Source organism: Kitasatospora sp. NPDC041988 (assembly GCF_055588525.1).
Window position 1 is genome coordinate 19,677 of sequence record NZ_JBVJCO010000061.1, and the last position, 16,163, is coordinate 35,839.

Consider the following 16,163-nt stretch of genomic DNA (forward strand, 5'->3'; position numbering starts at 1 on the left):
GCGAACTCCCTGCGCACGCACATGAGGACGGCCTTCGAGATCTCGCCCGCCGCCTACCGGCGCACCTTCAGCCCCCACGACCCGGTCACCGCGCCCGCCCGACGCGCCGCCCGGTCGATGCCGCGTCGGACCACCGGCCGTATGCGGCCTCCTCCTGCGCGCCCTGAGCGTCAGCGGTTCTTGAACTCCTCGATGGCCGCCCGGACCGTCTCCCCCATCGCGTCGCTTCCGACGTGCCCCGAGTCTTCGAAGATGTGGAGCCGCGCGTCCGGCCACACCTTCGCCAGCTCCCACGCCGTCTGCACCGGGCTGCCCATGTCGTGCCGGCCGTGGACCAGCACCGCCGGGATCCCGGCCAGCCTGTGGGCGTTGCGCAGCAGCTGGTCCTCCTCCAGCCACGCGCCGTTGCTGAAGAAGTGGGCGCAGATCCGTACGAACGCGATCCGCGCGTCGACCTCCTGATCGCTGTACATGCCGGGAATGCCGTTGGGCTCGTCCGAGATGACCGCGTCCTCCCAGGCAAGCCAGTCATCGGCGGCCTTCTCCCGGATCGCCCGGTCGGGGTTCTCCATCAGCCGCGCGTAGGCCGCGAGCAGATCGCCGTCCCGCTCGGACTCGGGGACGCCGTCGCGGAACCGGTCCCACGCCTCGGGGCGGAACCGCCCGGCGCCCCGGTAGAGCCAGTAGGTCTCGGAACGACGGGTCATCGTCACCGCCTGAATGATGATCTCGCTGACGCGCTCGGGGTGCTGTTGCGCATAGGCCAGGATGAGCGTCGAGCCCCAGGAGGCGACTGGTGGGAGGGTAGAGGTCAGCCATGACCGTCGATCCTAGGGCGTGATCGTGGTCGAGTTCCGTGATTCCTCTCCCAACCTGCCACATTGACCTGGGTGTTGAGCTGACGGGCGTATCCAGCGGTACCACGATCACCACCACCCGACGTGTCCTCCCGGGGCCGCCGTGGAGTCGGGGGTTCGGGTGCCGTCGGCCCCGGCGGGCGTGGCCGGGGCCGACGGGAGCCCTACCGGCGTTGGCCGGGCAGCTTGCGGTCGCGGTCGCGCTTGAGGTCGAGCAGTTCCCTGAACAGTCCGGCTCCGGAGGCGAGTTCGGCGAATGTGCCCTCTTCGGCGATCCGGCCGCCGCGCATGACGACGATGCGGTCCGCGAGGACGGCGTTGTCGAGGTTGTGGGTGACCAGGATCGTGGCGCGTCCGGCCGCCAGGGTCCGCAGGTTGTGGAAGATGCGGTGCTCGGCGCGCGGGTCGAGGTCGGAGGTCGGTTCGTCCAGGACGAGAAGACCCGGGGCGCGCAGCGACCGGTAGAAGGCGCGGGCGACGGCCACCCGCTGGAACTGGCCGCCCGACAGCCACTCACCGCCCCAGAACGCCCGGGCCAGCAGGGTGTTGTAGTGGGAACGCAACGTGGCCGCGACCTCGTCCGCGCCCGCCAACGCGGCGGCGCGCTCCACCAGCTCCTGCCCGCCGGCCCGGTCGACGTGGCCGAGGTGGATGTTCTCGCCCAGGGTGAGCGGCCACCGGGAGAACTGCTGCGGCACGAGTGCGACCCGCTCCCACAGCGCGTGCGGATCCATCTCCTGTGTCGGCACGTCATCCCAGGTCACGACGCCGCCGCTCGGCAGGGTCAGGCCGGACAGCAGCCGCAGCAGGGTGCTCTTCCCGGAGCCGTTCTCACCGATCAGGGCGACGATCTCGCCCTGCCGGATCGTCAGGTCCAGGCCGTCCAGCGTGGGCCGGTCGGCCCCGGGATAGCTGTACGAGACCTTCCGTGCCTCGACCCGGCGCGGGGCGGCCGGCTCGGCCGTGCCCCGGCGCATCGCGTACCCGCCGGCCTCGGCCACGAAGTCGTCGAAGTCCCGCAGGTACAGACCGAGCCGGTAGAGCCGGGTGCCGCCGCCGACGATGCCCTGAAGCCCGGACCCGGCGGTGCGCAGCGCGAAGACGGCCGCCCCGGCGGCCGCCACCGAGACGTGGCCGGTGGCCAGCAGTGCCAGCAGGACGCCCCAGACCAGGACGGAGGCGAGGCCGGTGGCCAGGGAGCCGAGGAAGGAGATGCGGGCGGCGCGGCGGGCGGCCCGGTCGGCGGCGGCATCCAGACGGTCACCGGCCCTGCGGTACTTGGCGGTGAGGAAGCCGGCCATGGTGTCGGAGCGGATCTGGTCCGCGTTGTCGTCGTGGCACAGGCAGTACCGCAGCATCCCCAGCAGGCGCCGGTCGTCCATGCTCTCGATCGCCATCAGGTAGCGGATCCGGGCCGAGCGGGCCGCCACCACGCCCTGCGGGACCGACGCCAGGACCAGGAAGGGCACGAGCACCGGGTGCAGGGCGGCGAGCACCCCGGCGGCCGCGGCGAGCGTCACGACGGAGGCGATGATCTCCTGGGCCACGCCGAGGAGTTCCTGCGAGGAGTCGGCCCCCCGGTCGGCGGCGTCCCACCGCTCGGCGTAGCCGACGTGGTCGTACGCCTCCAGCTCGGCGGCCACCGAGACGGCCAGCAGCTCCAGCTCCGCTTCGCGCGCGATCCTCGGCGAGAGCCGCTCGGAGATCGCGACGCTGACGGTGCCCAGCAGCGCCCGGCCGGCCGCCGCCACCGCCAGGACCGTCACCGGCCACGCGCCCTCGCCAAGCCGGTCGGCGACCGGACCGCCCGCAGGCGCGATCACCGCGTCGATCGCGCCTGCGGTCGCCCACAGCGCCACGGCCGCCAACACGCCGGAGATCAGCTGCCCGGCGAGCAGGACGGCGGTGGCCCGCCGGTCCACCCGCCACGCCAGCTTGAGAGTGCGGCGCACCAGCTGCGGCAGCCGCCGCATCATCGCCCACACCGACAGCTTCGCGGTGGCCTGCACGATCCGGTCCGTGCGGTAGGACCAGCGGGCCTCCTCCGCCTCGTCGCCCGGCTGCTCGCCGGCCGGTTTCAGGTCCTGCTGTTGCTGCTGTTGCTGCTGAACCACGCGTGCTCCTCGGGTAGCTGGACACGTCTGCGCTGCACGCGGGCAGCCCTGACCGCCACGCCGGGTGGCCGGGCGAAGGCCCGGCGCGGGGGCGCGCGGAGGTAGCGGACCGGCTCCCTGGGGGCCGTCCGGAAGGACTGGGGTCGCGGTGCGCCGCTGATCCTGGCAGTGGCTCGCCCGCCCGCCGGGCGTGTCCCGGGGAGGCTCACTCGATGTGAGCAAACCCGTGTCCCGGTCGGCGAGTTGGTGGACACCGCCGCTCGCCCTTGCGGCTGCTGCGGCCACGCGGGAGAGCCGTCCGCCAGGCGTCCGCGGACGCCGGCGATGAGCACCGGACGCCCCCGGCCGCGTACCTGGTGGCGACAGGGCGAGCTGCCGGTTTCGACGGCGCCGGCCTGCCCCGCCGTCTCCCTGCCGGCGGGGCGGGCCGAGGTGCCCTGCGACCGTCGCGTACCGTCCGGACGCCGGACCTGCGGGGACAGAAAGGCGAGCGGTTCGTCAGTGACCGTGCCGCAGGATCCACCGGACGCCGCGGTCGGCGCCCACGCAGCGACGCCGGATCCTCGCGTGCCGCGCGTGCGGCACTTCATCGGACAGGTGCCGGGCCACGTCGGTCAGTTCACGTGCTCGACACTGGAGATCGACCAGGGAGTGGCGCCGGATCGGCCACCAGCGCCTGATGTCACGCACTCCCCGAACTGTCGGTGTCCGGCTCGGCCATCTTCTGCTGCGCCTCGGCGATCGCACCCTTCAGGGCCTCCACGTGGTGCCCCTCGGCCTCGCCGACCGCTGCGTTCCCGGCATCCGTGAGGCGCCGACCGGCTGAGCCTCCGAGCGGTGCGAGGCTCAGCACTCGGCATCGGGTCACACCAGCTGGGAGAGGCTCTGGCCCACCAACCAGAAGCCGATCAGGAGCGAGAGCACGACGATCGCCGGATCCTGGTGGTCGACGATCCACCGACGCAGCTGCTCCAGTCTGACCTCGGCGGCGCTCGGGGCGAACACGGTGTAGAGCTCCATCGCCAGCTGACTCGAGGCCGCCAGGACGCAGAAGGCGAACAGGGCGAACCAGGTGGCGGAGTCGGACAGGTCCGCCTGGACCACCGCGGCCGCGCCGGCGGCCACCAGCCCCCAGGGCTGGAGCAGTACCGCGAGTCCTGCCGCCGACCAGGAATTGGCCTGGTCGAGGTGTCTCTGCCACTTGGGGGTCTTCCGCTCGTGCGGTGCCTTGACGCGGCGCCGCTTGTGCTCGCCGTATGCGATCAGGCCAATGCCCACCGCCAACTTGACCACCAAGGCAGCCGTCGACGAAGCCGAGTTCCTGGCCGGGGGCTGACCACCGGTCAACAGCAGCACTGCGGCGATCACCACGACCAGGCACGCCAGCCAGGCAAGGATGAAGGCGAGCCCCTTGCGGATCCCCTGCTCGGCGGAGAGCAGCAGGACGAACGCGATGAGCGGGAGCGGCTCGAGCGTGATTCCCAGACCGATCACGATGAGCTCAAGGACCATCGTCAGCCACCTTCTGCCGGGTCACCCGGTCTGTCCGACGCGGGCCGGCCGGCATCGTGCTGCGGGCCCCCGGGCTGCACACGCCGGTCGAGGCCCCTGCGCACAGCCTCCAGCATGACGTGTGCGATGACCCCGATCAGGAGCACGTCCGCGAGCATCTGCAGAACCACTGTGCTCCTTGCCGCTCCCGTTTTGGGGGCGATATCACCGAAGCCCACGGTGGAGAAGACCGTGACCGTGAAGTACACGGCATCCGAGCGGGACAAGGACTCGGTGAAGGATCCCGACTGGCTCCTCTCCAGGAGAAAGTAGCTCGTGGCGAACAGCAGGATGAGCAGGGGGAAGACGGTCGCGAGTGCCTCGACGGCCCGCAGCCTCGGGTACGGGGAACGGCTGACTGACCGTGTCTGCCAAACGAGGAAGGCGGACACCGCCATCAGACCGAGGACAAGCCCCACCACTGTTGCGGCGCGATAGGGCTTGTCCATGGGGATCAGGTAGTAAGCCGTCACCAGAGCGGCGGTGGTCAGCAGTGGTCGCAGGAGTGCGCGCACCAGGAGTCTGCGCCGCTTCCGCCGGGGAAGGTCCTGAAGATCCGGCCTCACCATCCCCTTGCCCACCAGCTCAGGACCGCAACGACAACGGATGAATCGCCATACGGATCACGATGCAGGATGCGCGCGCGGATTCGGTGCTCCGAGACCTCTTGACGGGGTGCGGACCACCTGGTCGGCCCAGTCTGTCCCGACCGAGCGGAATCCCCGTCCGTCACGGTGGGTGATCCACCCGCACGAGCGATTGGCGGGGGCGCCTTCCTGGTCGCGGAGCCTCAATCGCCCGGGCGCGGGCCGCCTGCGACAATGGGAGCCGACGGCGGGGCCGGGGACTCTCCCGGATCGGCGTCCAGGAACTCCCGGATGGCGAACCCGACCAACACCACGACGACGATCCACAGCACCACGGCCGCCGTCGGGTAGCTCCACGTCGCGAGGACGACGGCCGCCACGGCGAGGACCGCTGCTCCGATCCAGCGCTTGTACTGGTGCACGAACCGGCCGACCGGGCCGAGGCGCATGCCGTGAGCAGTCGACACCTCGCGCAGGGCGCCGATCGCCGACCTACAGGCGGTGCGGATCCAAACGGCGACCCTGGACGGGCCTACCAGGAAGGCGCCGACGGCCGTCACGAGGGCCGCCACGCCCACTGCGCGGACGCTCGCGCGCAGAAAGCGGATCAGTGCGTCGTAGATCGCGCCGGCGGCGGCCTGGGATGCTCCAGGCGGCAGGTGGTCGAGGTAGAACGACCGGAAGACCGTCAGGACGACTCCCAGCAGGAGCATGGCGACGGCCACCCCGAGCGCTGCGCCGACCAGGCCGCGGCGCCGGTTCACGGCGGTGAACACGCCGGCGGCGGCTACCAGCACGGCGATGATCGGGAGCCAGGTGCCCATGATCTCAAGGATCCGGAAGTAGGTCTTGACCTTGCCTACGTCCTTCGAGGCGAACACCACGAAGCTGGTGTGCACCTCCGGGATCCTCGCCGCCGGTCCGAAGCCCGAGGCCACCAGCTGGTCCTTGACCTTGGCGACGAACGGCCCGATGTCGATGGCGACCTGGTTGTTCTCCAGCGAGACCGCTCCCCCGCCCTTGCCTGTCAGCGCCTTGTCGAGCGAGGAGTGCACCGCCCGGTTCGCGTCGACCCACAGGGTCTCGAACTGGTCGCTGGTCACCACCTTGTTCACGGTGGTGCTGACCAGTTGGGTGAGGCCGCTGGTGATCGGCCCGCTCAGGCCGCCGATCAGCTTGCCGAGCTCGGGCGGCGCACCCTGCTGGACGGCGGCCTGGGAGAGCTCGTCCACCACGGCCTTCACGTCGATCTGGGCCAGGACCTCCGAGGTGACCCGGCTGGTGAGCGCGGCCTGGACATCGGGGTTGCTCGCCAGCGGCGCCACCGTGGCGACGTACCGGTCGGTGTCACCGACGATCGAGTTGGTCCAGACCGCGATGACCGCGAGCAAAGCCAGCAGGGAGGAGATGACGATCAGGACCACCGAGCCCGACGTTCGAAGGCGGTGGTGGCGCGCCCTGGGCGGTGGTGTGGACGCCTCGAGGGCGGTGAGCCGGTGCCGCAGTTCGTCCAGCTCGTTGCGCTCGTCCCGGGAGAGCTCGGCCGGCTCCGGCGATCTGCCGGTGGCCGGCTGCTCGCCCTCGGGCCGGCCGCCCTGCGGCGGCGTGTCCCCCGGTCGCCCCGGATCCGGCTCGGACGTGTCGGAAGGCATCACAGGCTCCCAGGGTCGGCTGTCATTAACGCGGTGGTCTGACGGTCGGCCAGCCCTTCTTCAGGGAATGCTCCACGTCTCGGGGCCGCCACCGGGGGTGAGCACACGAGTGACTGCCGAGCGGGTGTCCCACGTACTTCGTGAGTCCGCCACCCGGTCCGGGAGCAGGTGGAGCCGGGCGAGGCCGGCCGTACGAGGCACCACGGACTGCCGGGTCGAACTGAACGTCGGACGCCCCGAGTACGAGCCCGCGCCGGCCAGCGACCGTCACCACGAACCGCAGCAGACCCGCTGATCTCCAACCGGAGGGACAGGAGGCATGGGCTTCAGCCACCGCACTACCCCGAGCTCCGCTGCGAAACGTATCGCGCGAAGGCCGGATCGAGTGGCTGCGGGACCGTGACGACAGCTCACCCCTTCGGGGAATGCCGACCCGGCGTGGCACTGGTTGCCCGGAGTAGGTATATCTATAGCCATCTGTGGTGATTTGTCAGCCAGCAGCACGCGTGGCTGCGGCCCTACGGGAGTGGCCATGGTGCCGGTGCGGCACGGGCGCATGCTGGTGTCGCCCTTCACCTACTACCGGGGGGCCGCACTGCCGATGGCGGCGGATCTGGCTGCCACACCCACCTCAGGTCTGCAGGTCCAGCTGTGCGGAGACGCGCATCTGTCCAATTTCGGCGCATTGCCTCACCGGAGCGGCGACTGGTCTTCGACGTCAACGACTTCGACGAAACCCTGCCCGGGCCTTTCGAGTGGGACGTCAAGCGGCTGGCCGCGAGCCTGGCGGTGGCGGGGCGCGACAACAACTTCTCCCACATGGATCGCCGCAAGATCGTCCTGGAGGCGGCCAAGGGCTACCGGAAGGCGATGCAGCGCTTCGCGAAGCAGCCATTCCTGGAAGTCTGGTACGCACACCTGGACATCGAGGAGGCCGTCGGGCAGTTCAGGTCCCAGGCCAAGGCGAAGAGGTTCAAGGCAGCCGAGGAGCTGCTGGCCAAGGCCCACACCCGTGACAGCATGCAGGCGCTGGGCAAGCTCACCACCGTGGCCGACGGTCGGCGGCAGATCGTCAGCGCCCCTCCGACGATCGTCCCCGTCGAAGAGGTCTTCAGTGATGTGCAGGCCGACGAGATCTACCAGCTGATCCGCACCGTGCTGGGCAACTACCGGCGCACCCTGCAGTCCGACCGACAACACCTGCTCGATCAGTTCACGCTGGTCCAGATGGCCCGCAAGGTCGTCGGGGTCGGCAGCGTCGGCACCCGCGCCTGGATCGCGCTGATGGACGCCGGGGACGGCGTCGAACCGCTGTTCCTGCAAGCCAAGGAGGCCCAGCCCTCCGTCCTGGTGGAGTACGCCGGGCGCAGCCAGTACAGCAACCAGGGTGAGCGCGTCGTCGCCGGGCAGCACCTCATGCAGGCCCAGAGCGACATATTCCTCGGCTGGACCCGCGTCACCGGCCCGGACAGGGTGGACCGCGACTTCTACGTGCGCCAGCTGCGCGACTGGAAGTTCTCCGCACCGATCGAGATGATGCTCCCCTCGGGCATGGCGGCGTACGGACGGCTGTGCGGTTGGACCCTGGCCCGAGCGCACGCCCGTTCCGGTGACCGGATCGCGCTCGCCGCCTACCTCGGTGGCTCCGACCGGTTCGACCACGCCCTCGCGGACTTCGCCGAGGCCTACGCCGACCAGAACGAGGAGGACTTCGCTGCCCTGCAGCGTGCCGTGAGCGAGGGCAGAGCCGAAGCCACTACCGGGATCTGACGTGTGTCTCGTCCGCCCGCTTCCCGGCCTGCGTGTCCCTGCCGTGGTCCGGTGAGTCAGAACCTGGCGGTGTCGAGTTGCAGGTCGAACGGGGCCGGGATGCGGACCGGGGTGCCGAAGGGGTGCGGTCCGTCCACGGCTTGGTAGCCCAGGCGGCCCGGCTCGGAGAACACGGTGCATTCGTGCTGTTGCCGGTCCACCAGCAGGTAGATGGGGGCGCCGTACTGTCCGTACCTGCGGCGCTTGGTGGTGCGGTCCGTCTCGCCGTTCGAGGGGGAGGTGACCTCCACCACCAGCAGGGTCTGGTCCGGCAGGAGCGCGCCCTCGGTCCTCTCCGCCAGCTCGGCCGGCACCACCGCCAGGTCCGGGATGAACCAGTTCTCCGAGCCGGGCAGATCGAGGTTCCCGGAGCCGGAGACCAGACCGAGTTCCTCCAGGCGCGGGGTGATCTGGCGGCGCACCACCTCGGCGGCGTTCTCGTGCGCCCAGGACGGCGACATGGGGGTGATGACTCCCTCAATGATTTCGGCGCGGTCCCCCGCGACGTGCTGGATGGCGTACTTCAGGGCCCGCTCCGGGTCGCTGACGCTGTAGTCCCCGGGGGGATGGGCTGCCGTGCTCATGGGCGCATCTCCTCTGTTCCTGCCCGATTCTCCTCCAGCACCCGCGGTGGCGTGGCACATCGCCGACAGGCCCACCGGTGCTGCCGTACTCGTGGTCGCACCTCGTGCAGCCCGCGACCGGTGCCTCGTCGTGGCTCAGGCCGCTCGGGCCGTAGCGGCCCCTGCCCCATCGGCGGCCGGTGTCAGCGCGAAAACCCACGAGCCGTTCGATCACGCATCGGGCAGGATGCTCACCTGTGAATCACATCCTGCACGGGCTGGCCGCCAATCCGGCTCTTCCCGCGGAGCTGGCCGATCGGCTGATCGCGACCGCGGACGCGGACCTCGCCGAGACCCTGGCCGGCCGTCCGGACCTCAGCCGCGCGCAGGTGATCGCGCTGGCCTCCCGCTTCGAGGAAGCCGCGGTACGGCTCGCGTACCAGGGCCGGCTCACCACCGCCGACGTCGACCCGGCCAGACAGCCGCGCGCCGCGCTCGCCCTGCTCGAAGAGCGCACCGGCAGGCCGGAGTGGACGCGCCTGTTCGCCGCCGATCCCCTCGTGGAGCACCGGGAGAAGCTGGCCGCCTGCCCCGACCTGCCGCCGGACGTGGCGCGGACGCTCGCCGCGGACCCGGACGTCCGCGTCGTCGCGGAGCTCGCGCTGTGGACGGCGGCGCCGGACCTCGCCGCACGGCTCGCGGAACACCCGCACGCCGAGGTCCGCCGCGCGGCGGCGGCCAACGAGGCGACACCGCCGGCCCTGCTGGCGGCACTGCTCACCGGTGAGACCCTGCCCGCGGCACGATCCTGCCTGGTCTGCGACCGCGAGACGATCCCCTTCGTCCACGACCCGTACTGTCCGCGAACCGACTGCGAGCTGCCTGCGGGCGCCGCCTGCGACGGCTCCCACGAATCCACCGTGCACGACATCCAGCAGGCGGCCCTGGGCAACCCGGCCACCCCCGCGGCGGCCGCCGCGCGCTTCGCCGACCACCAGTCGCTGCTGCTGCGCCAGGAACTGGCCGCCCGCCCCGATCTGCCGCCGCAGGTGTACGCACGGCTCGCCGAGGATCCCGTGCCCTGGGTCCGGGATCAGCTCGCGGAAAATCCCGGGATCGACGAAGCCCTGATCCGGGCCCTGGCCGGCGACCGCGGTCACGACGTCCAGCGGCGGCTCGCTCATCACCCGTCCCTGCCGCTCGACGTACTCCCCCACCTCGCCGGTGCCACCCGGATCGGCCCGACCTTGCTGCCGCGCATCGCCTCGGCCTCTCCCGCCGAGGCCGAAGAGCTGGCCGCTTCGCCCGACCCGACCGTACGGATGCTCCTGGCCCGGCGACGGGACCTGCCGGCCGGGATCCGCGACACGCTGGCGTGCGACCCCGACGCGAAGGTGGTCAAGTCCATCGCACCGCATCCCGGACTTTCCGAGGCCCAGTTGCGGGCGATGGTCGAGCGGCACGGGGCGCCGGTCATCTCGAACGTGGCAGCCAATCCCGACGCGACGCCGGCCCTGCTGGAAGACCTGGCCCGACACCGGCCGCCGGTGCGGAAGGCGCTGCGCGAAATCGCCCGCCACCGCCACACGACGGCCCCGGCCCTGCTCGCGTGCCTGACGGACCAGCGGGCCCGACCCATCGCGGCCGGCCATCCGGCGCTACCGCCTCCCGCCATCGTCGAGCTCCTCACCGACGGCGACTGGCAGGTGGTGAGAGCAGCGGCCGCCAACCCGTCGCTGCCGCCCGCCTCGATGCCGGAACTGATGCCCTGACCAGCAGCACAACACCGGGCGGGCCGGGGCCGGGTGGCGTGCGGCCCCAGCGGCGCCGGGGACGTGCGGTGCGATCCGGCTGCGGGTGGGCAGGCGGGTGCGCAGGCGGGCGAGCGGGACCTACGGGTTCTTCGGATGCCCATCCCTTTCGGCAGCCTTCAGCTGAGCTGCTCAGCCAGTCCGATGATGATGCCCTCGGGGCCGCGGACGTAGCAGAGCCGATAGCTGTCCTCGTACTGCGCCAGCTCGCCGACGAGTTCCGCACCGTGGGTCCGCAGGCGGGGGTTGGGTGTGGCTCTCTCCTCGCGGGACGCGTTGAGCTGTCCGTTTGGTGACGGGGCCCCCGACTCTCTGCTGCGCTCCCCGCAGCAGCAACCGCCTACCGCGGCTCCCTTGGTTCCGGCTTCACCGGCGCGTGAGCACGCGGAACTCGTTGCCGTCGGGGTCGGCCAGCAGCACCGCGTCGTTCCCGCCGTGGGCGGAGTCGAGACGCTTCGCCCCGAGGGAGAGCAGGCGCTCGACCTCTGCTTGCTGATCGTCGTCCGGGACGAGGTCCAAGTGCAGGTCCTTGCCGGGGTCCGGCATGAGCGGCGGACCGCCCCACGTGATCTTCGTACCGCCGTTCGGTGACTGGATGGCGGTCTCCTCGTCCTGGTCCCAGACCAGCGGCCAGCCCAGCGCCTCGCTCCAGAAGTAGCCCACGGCCTGCGAACCATCGCAGGCGAGCGCTCCGATGAAGCCGCAGCCAGCGAGGAAATTGTTGCCCGGCTCGAGGACACAGAACTCGTTGCCCTCGGGGTCGGCGAGCACCATATGGGACACGTCCGTTCCCTGGCCGACGTCGGCGTGCTGCGCGCCGAGGTCGAGCGCCCTGGCCACGGTCTCCTGCTGGTTCTCCAGGGAGGAGCTGGTCAGGTCGAAGTGCAGCCGGTTCTGGGCGACCTTGTGCGCCTGGGAGGGACGGAAGCCGAGGCGGTAGCCGGCGTCATTCCCGGACAGCAGGGCGACGCCGTCGTAAGAATCGTCGGCTCTCTCCAAGCCCAGGACGCCGGACCAGAAATGCGCTAGGCGCTCGGGCTGGTGCGCGTCGAAGGAGATTGCGAAGAGTCGGCTGCTCATTGCGCCACGCATCCTCGGTCCGTTGAGTGCCAACCGTCGGCAGGGCGCCATGCCAGCGCCTCGAACGAGGATCCTATGGGCGGGCCAGCCTCAGTTGCAGCCGAGTATTCCGCGGCCCCGGAGCCGGAGCTACACCTTTCGGGGTTCGGGCTGCGAGTTGGTGGCTGAGGCGGGTGAGTCTGCTGGTCCGGGGCGTGAAGGATGGTGGGCCGGGGTTCCAGCGGGCGTCGAGGCGGATGACGTTGACGGCGGTGGCAGAGAAGGCGTGTTGGAGGCGGACCTTGGGCAGGCCGCGGTAACGGGCCCGACGAAGGCCGGTGACGTCGAGGGCTTGGTTGATGGTGCCCTCGATTCCGGCGCGAAGTGCGTACTTGGTCTTCCAGGTCTTCGTGGCCTGCTCGGCCCGGGCATCGGCCAGGGTCTCGTGGAATTCCTTCGGGTAGAGGCTGAGGAGGCGGGTGCCCCGCACCGAGGTGGTGCATTTGTCCTGGGCAGGGCAGGCGTGGCAGTCGGTGCGGGCGAACTGGACGACGATGGCGTCGCGGCCGTGCTGCCGGACGGGGAACCAGCCGGTGCTGGTACGGCCCTGCGGGCAGCGGGCAGCGGGCAGCTTCGGCTTCGGCGGGGAGCATCCTGCGCAGGAACGCGACCGGCTCGATCTCCCGCAGCCATCTGGGCGCCCCTGGTGCCCAGATGGCCCGGCAGAGCGCCAGCGCGTCCTGCCCGAACACAACGGCCAGCCGGTCCCGCTTCGATTTCGACGACGGCATCGTCCACCCGTTGACGCGTTCGGCGTAGCGGTGCGCGAACTCGGGAACGTCCACCGCGTCGGCCAGCCAGCCCGCAGCCGCGACCGCAAGGGCCTCCAACGCCGCCCGCACGCTCTCACCTGCGAGTTCGGTCCGGTTCAGGTCACGGACGGCGCTGATCACATGGGTGGAGTCGGTGCGCTGCTTGCCGCCGGCCCCGATCAGGCCCTGGTCCCGGCAGACTTCCAGCAGCCGGTCGAACACCACCCGCTCCATGCCGTGCTGGGCCAGCCGGGCCCTGAACCGGGACAACACGGTCGCGTCGAAACCGGTATCGGTCAGTTCCGCGCCGATCGCGTACTTCCAGTCGATCGCGCGGACCGTCATCGCGGCGGCTTGCCGGTCGGTCAGGTTCTCCGTGAACTGCAGCGCCGTGACCAGCGACAGCACCGCCGGCGACAGGCCCGGCGCCCCACGGCGTCCGAACGCCCCGGCGAACGGCTCGTCCGCGAACACCTCGCCCAGCCGGTCCCGCACCCGCATCGCCAACGTCCCCTGAGGGAACGCCGCCCGCGCGACCGCGACGGTCTGTGCCGGGATCTCTGGCAGCCCCTTCGGCTGTAACGACATGGACTCCACCCCCTGTGGCCCACGACGTGACCAGGGCCACAGAGGCGATCATGCCGCACCCGCGACGCTCACCCGGCCGAATTGCGCAGCAGAGTCGGCTCGGTCATCAAAGTACGGGCGGCCACAGCCGGCAGGGCTTGACGTTGATGTCGGACGCTTGCCATTCCCTCGTGGCCGAGGGCGGCACAGGCTCGGGTGGTCACCGGTGCGGGGACTCGCCAGAGCCCCGGGGGGGGGGGGGGGGGGGGGGGGGGGGGGTGGGGGGAGGGGGGGGGGGGGTGGGGGGGGGGGGGGGGGGGGGGGGGGGGGGGGGGGGGGGGGTGGGTGTGGGTGTGGAACGTTTACCATCCCTTTGTGGAAAGGGGGAAAAAGGGCGTGGGGGGTAACGGGGGCGGGACCCCACAAAACCCCCCCACCCGGCCGGCCGGGTGCGTCTCAGTTCTTGCTGAAGGTGAAGGTGACCTGGGCGTTGTTGCCCGAGCCTCCGCTGTGGACGCAGGAGTAGCCGATCGGCACCGTGCAGGAGTAGGAGTTGGAACCGGCGTAAGGGTTGTTCCACGTCAGGAGAACCTGCCCGCCGCCGTCGATGTCGTAGGTGACCTTCCCCTCCGTACCGGTCATGAGGCCGCACGACTCGCTGGCGAACATCACCGAGCCACGGGAGTTGACCCAGCTCTGCGGAGTCTGGTTGTCCATCCAGCATCCGTGCAGGAGGCGGTTGCCGGCCAGGGCCAACGGCTTGGTGGTCGTGTTGGCCACCGTGACCCAGGTACTGCGAGTCGCCTCAGCGGCGGCAGACGCCGCGGCATCGGTGGTGACCGGCACTGCGGCGGGACGGGCCTGGGCGGGAGCGGCAGTCAGCACGAGAGCGGCGAATGCGATCGCGCCGGCGGCGAGAGTCCGGGTCTTCTTCACGAGGTGTTCCTGACGTGGTGGGGAGGAGCCCGAACGCGGGCTGTCCTCCACCACCCTTCGACCTGTGCTGACGGTCCGTCAACCGATCCCGACCGAGAGGTTCGAATGCGGACGAGGACTGCCCGAAAGGGCCACCGGGCCAGGAAACCGGACAACGGCTGCCCGCTCGGCGGGGCGGCGCACCTCCCGTTATGCTTCCTGCACGGATGAACCGGTCCCGCCGGCCGCCCCGTTCCCCATGCGAGGGGCAGCGCCGTCCCTCACTCGCCACTCGGCCCACGGTCGGTCGAGCCGGTCGAGCGGGTGGGACTCGGGCGACAGTCCGGCTCCTCTCGCCCTCCTTCCCCGCCCGAACAGTACGGAGGTCTGATGGGCCGCTATGTCATTCGTCGACTGATACAGGCGATTCCTGTGCTGATCGGCGCAACGTTCCTGATCTACGCCGTGGTCTTCGCGCTGCCCGGTGACCCGGTGCAGGCGCTGGCCGGCGACAGGCGCCCCAATCCGCTCGTCGCGGAGATGATCCGTCAGAAGTACCACCTGAACGACCCGTTCCTCCTCCAGTACTGGTACTACCTCTCGGGTCTCCTCCAGGGCGACCTGGGAGAGAGCCTGACCGGCCGCTCGGTCAGCGACATGATCGGCGAGTCGTTCCCCTACACCGTGAACCTCTCCCTCGTGGCCTTTGCCATCGAGGCGGTCATCGGTGTCCTGGCGGGTGTCATGGCAGCCCTGCGCAAGGGCAGGTTCATCGACCAGCTGCTCCTCATCAGCACCCTGATGGTGATCTCGATCCCGGTCTTCGTCACCGGCTTCATCCTCCAGCTGCTGCTGGGCGTGAAGCTGAAGAACGACTACGGCCTCGACTTCTTCCCGGTCTCCTTCAACGACGAGGACGGACTGCGGGCGTACCTCCTGCCCGCGTTCGTGCTGGCCTCCACATCGCTGGCCTACGTCGCCCGACTGACCCGCACCAGCCTGATGGAGACCCTGCGGGCGGACTACGTCCGCACCGCGGTCGCCAAGGGCCTGAAGCGCCGTCGGGTGATCGGCTTCCACGCCCTGCGCAACGCGCTGATCCCGATCGTCACCTTCCTCGGCGCCGACCTGGGCGGCCTGATGGGCGGCGCGGTCATCACCGAGAGCATCTTCAACATGCACGGCATCGGCGGCCTGCTCGCCCGCGCCGTGCATCAGAAGCAGGGCACGATCATCATCGGCATGGTGACGCTGCTGGTGCTGATCTACCTGATCACCAACCTCCTCGTGGACCTGCTGTACGCCGTACTCGACCCGCGAATCCGCTACGAGTGACAGTGCCGAGGGGCATGGCCGGGCCTGACGGGTGGGTCTGGTCGCGTCCCGCCGATTCGACGACGCGCAGATCACGTGGTCACGCGACGGGAAGGTGCTCCTCACCGGCCGGCTCACGTTGATCGGCAGCGTCAGCCTCGCCCAGCACACCTGGCCGTGGTCCTGGGCGAACGATTCGCTGCCGCCGAGCGGCCGGGGTGGCCCCGATCGACCGGCCTCGGATCATCTCCGGCGACGCCTGGGACCGCTTCTTCCTGCCGCTCGCCGACCGCCACCTGTCGCCGTTCCAGAGCCAGGCCGTCAAGCTGCTCGCGATGTTCCAGAGCTACACCAGCATGTCCGAGCCCTTCGAGCCCACCTGGACCGTCGCCGACCCGGCCACGGTGATGGCCGACGCGGTCCGCTACTGGCGGCCGCCAAGCCCCGGCTGGCCCTGGCCCGCCCCGAGCAGTGGGCCCGGGGGGGGGGGGGGGGGGGGGTGGGGGTGGGGGGGGGGGGGGGGGGGGGTGGATGGCGGGGGGCGGACCGGTG

The 16,163-nt window shown here is 70.8% G+C and carries 12 protein-coding genes and 4 pseudogenes; 5 read left to right on the top strand and 11 right to left on the bottom strand.

The window, feature by feature from the left end:
* Positions 1-170 precede the first annotated feature (170 nt).
* Positions 171-788, bottom strand: a pseudogene (locus ACZ6NC_RS37690) (alpha/beta fold hydrolase); the annotation flags it as partial.
* A gap of 233 nt (positions 789-1,021) precedes the next feature.
* Positions 1,022-2,971: an ATP-binding cassette domain-containing protein gene (locus ACZ6NC_RS37695; RefSeq protein WP_465738400.1), complete on the bottom strand. Its 1,950-nt coding sequence runs from the start codon at positions 2,969-2,971 to the stop codon at positions 1,022-1,024.
* A gap of 679 nt (positions 2,972-3,650) precedes the next feature.
* On the opposite strand from ACZ6NC_RS37695, the gene ACZ6NC_RS37700 reads away from it, so the two are divergent.
* The gene (locus ACZ6NC_RS37700) at positions 3,651-3,797 is read left to right on the top strand and encodes a hypothetical protein (protein ID WP_465738401.1); all 147 of its coding nucleotides are present in this window, start codon (positions 3,651-3,653) and stop codon (positions 3,795-3,797) included.
* A 38-nt stretch (positions 3,798-3,835) separates the two neighbouring features.
* Here ACZ6NC_RS37700 and ACZ6NC_RS37705 read toward each other — a convergent pair whose 3' ends face one another.
* The 3 genes from ACZ6NC_RS37705 to ACZ6NC_RS37715 all read right to left on the bottom strand — a co-directional run bounded on the left by ACZ6NC_RS37705 (position 3,836) and on the right by ACZ6NC_RS37715 (position 6,761).
* On the bottom strand, positions 3,836-4,483 hold the full coding sequence (locus ACZ6NC_RS37705; RefSeq protein WP_465738402.1) for a GAP family protein: 648 nt from the start codon (positions 4,481-4,483) through the stop codon (positions 3,836-3,838).
* Between the two features lie 2 nt (positions 4,484-4,485).
* On the bottom strand, positions 4,486-5,037 hold the full coding sequence (locus ACZ6NC_RS37710) for a potassium channel family protein (protein WP_465738403.1): 552 nt from the start codon (positions 5,035-5,037) through the stop codon (positions 4,486-4,488).
* A 275-nt stretch (positions 5,038-5,312) separates the two neighbouring features.
* Positions 5,313-6,761, bottom strand: a complete 1,449-nt coding sequence (locus ACZ6NC_RS37715) for a hypothetical protein (protein WP_465738404.1) — start codon at positions 6,759-6,761, stop codon at positions 5,313-5,315.
* A gap of 556 nt (positions 6,762-7,317) precedes the next feature.
* Between ACZ6NC_RS37715 and ACZ6NC_RS37720 the strand changes: the two are divergent.
* Positions 7,318-8,531, top strand: a pseudogene (locus ACZ6NC_RS37720) (DUF2252 domain-containing protein).
* A 56-nt stretch (positions 8,532-8,587) separates the two neighbouring features.
* Here the strand turns inward: ACZ6NC_RS37720 and ACZ6NC_RS37725 are convergent.
* Positions 8,588-9,154: a Uma2 family endonuclease gene (locus ACZ6NC_RS37725; RefSeq protein WP_465738405.1), complete on the bottom strand. Its 567-nt coding sequence runs from the start codon at positions 9,152-9,154 to the stop codon at positions 8,588-8,590.
* Positions 9,155-9,390: 236 nt separating this feature from the next.
* Here ACZ6NC_RS37725 and ACZ6NC_RS37730 point away from each other — a divergent pair, with 236 nt between their 5' ends.
* Positions 9,391-10,905, top strand: coding sequence for a hypothetical protein (locus ACZ6NC_RS37730; RefSeq protein WP_465738406.1), 1,515 nt, complete (start codon positions 9,391-9,393; stop codon positions 10,903-10,905).
* 158 nt (positions 10,906-11,063) lie between these two features.
* Here the strand turns inward: ACZ6NC_RS37730 and ACZ6NC_RS37735 are convergent.
* From ACZ6NC_RS37735 to ACZ6NC_RS37755, 5 genes and pseudogenes are all read right to left on the bottom strand, one after another.
* Positions 11,064-11,186, bottom strand: a pseudogene (locus ACZ6NC_RS37735) (VOC family protein); the annotation flags it as partial.
* A 124-nt stretch (positions 11,187-11,310) separates the two neighbouring features.
* The gene (locus tag ACZ6NC_RS37740) at positions 11,311-12,024 is read right to left on the bottom strand and encodes a VOC family protein (protein ID WP_465738407.1); all 714 of its coding nucleotides are present in this window, start codon (positions 12,022-12,024) and stop codon (positions 11,311-11,313) included.
* 73 nt (positions 12,025-12,097) lie between these two features.
* Positions 12,098-12,913 (bottom strand): transposase, encoded by an 816-nt coding sequence (locus ACZ6NC_RS37745; RefSeq protein WP_465738426.1) that lies wholly within the window; start codon positions 12,911-12,913, stop codon positions 12,098-12,100.
* Positions 12,914-13,076: 163 nt separating this feature from the next.
* Positions 13,077-13,403, bottom strand: a pseudogene (locus ACZ6NC_RS37750) (transposase); the annotation flags it as partial.
* A gap of 435 nt (positions 13,404-13,838) precedes the next feature.
* The gene (locus ACZ6NC_RS37755; protein WP_465738408.1) at positions 13,839-14,318 is read right to left on the bottom strand and encodes a hypothetical protein; all 480 of its coding nucleotides are present in this window, start codon (positions 14,316-14,318) and stop codon (positions 13,839-13,841) included.
* Positions 14,319-14,687: 369 nt separating this feature from the next.
* Between ACZ6NC_RS37755 and ACZ6NC_RS37760 the strand changes: the two genes are divergently transcribed.
* Both ACZ6NC_RS37760 and ACZ6NC_RS37765 read left to right on the top strand, forming a co-directional pair.
* Positions 14,688-15,632, top strand: a complete 945-nt coding sequence (locus tag ACZ6NC_RS37760) for an ABC transporter permease (protein ID WP_465738409.1) — start codon at positions 14,688-14,690, stop codon at positions 15,630-15,632.
* A gap of 94 nt (positions 15,633-15,726) precedes the next feature.
* Positions 15,727-16,163: DUF6882 domain-containing protein (locus tag ACZ6NC_RS37765; protein WP_465738427.1), on the top strand; the 437-nt coding region annotated here is incomplete at its 3' end.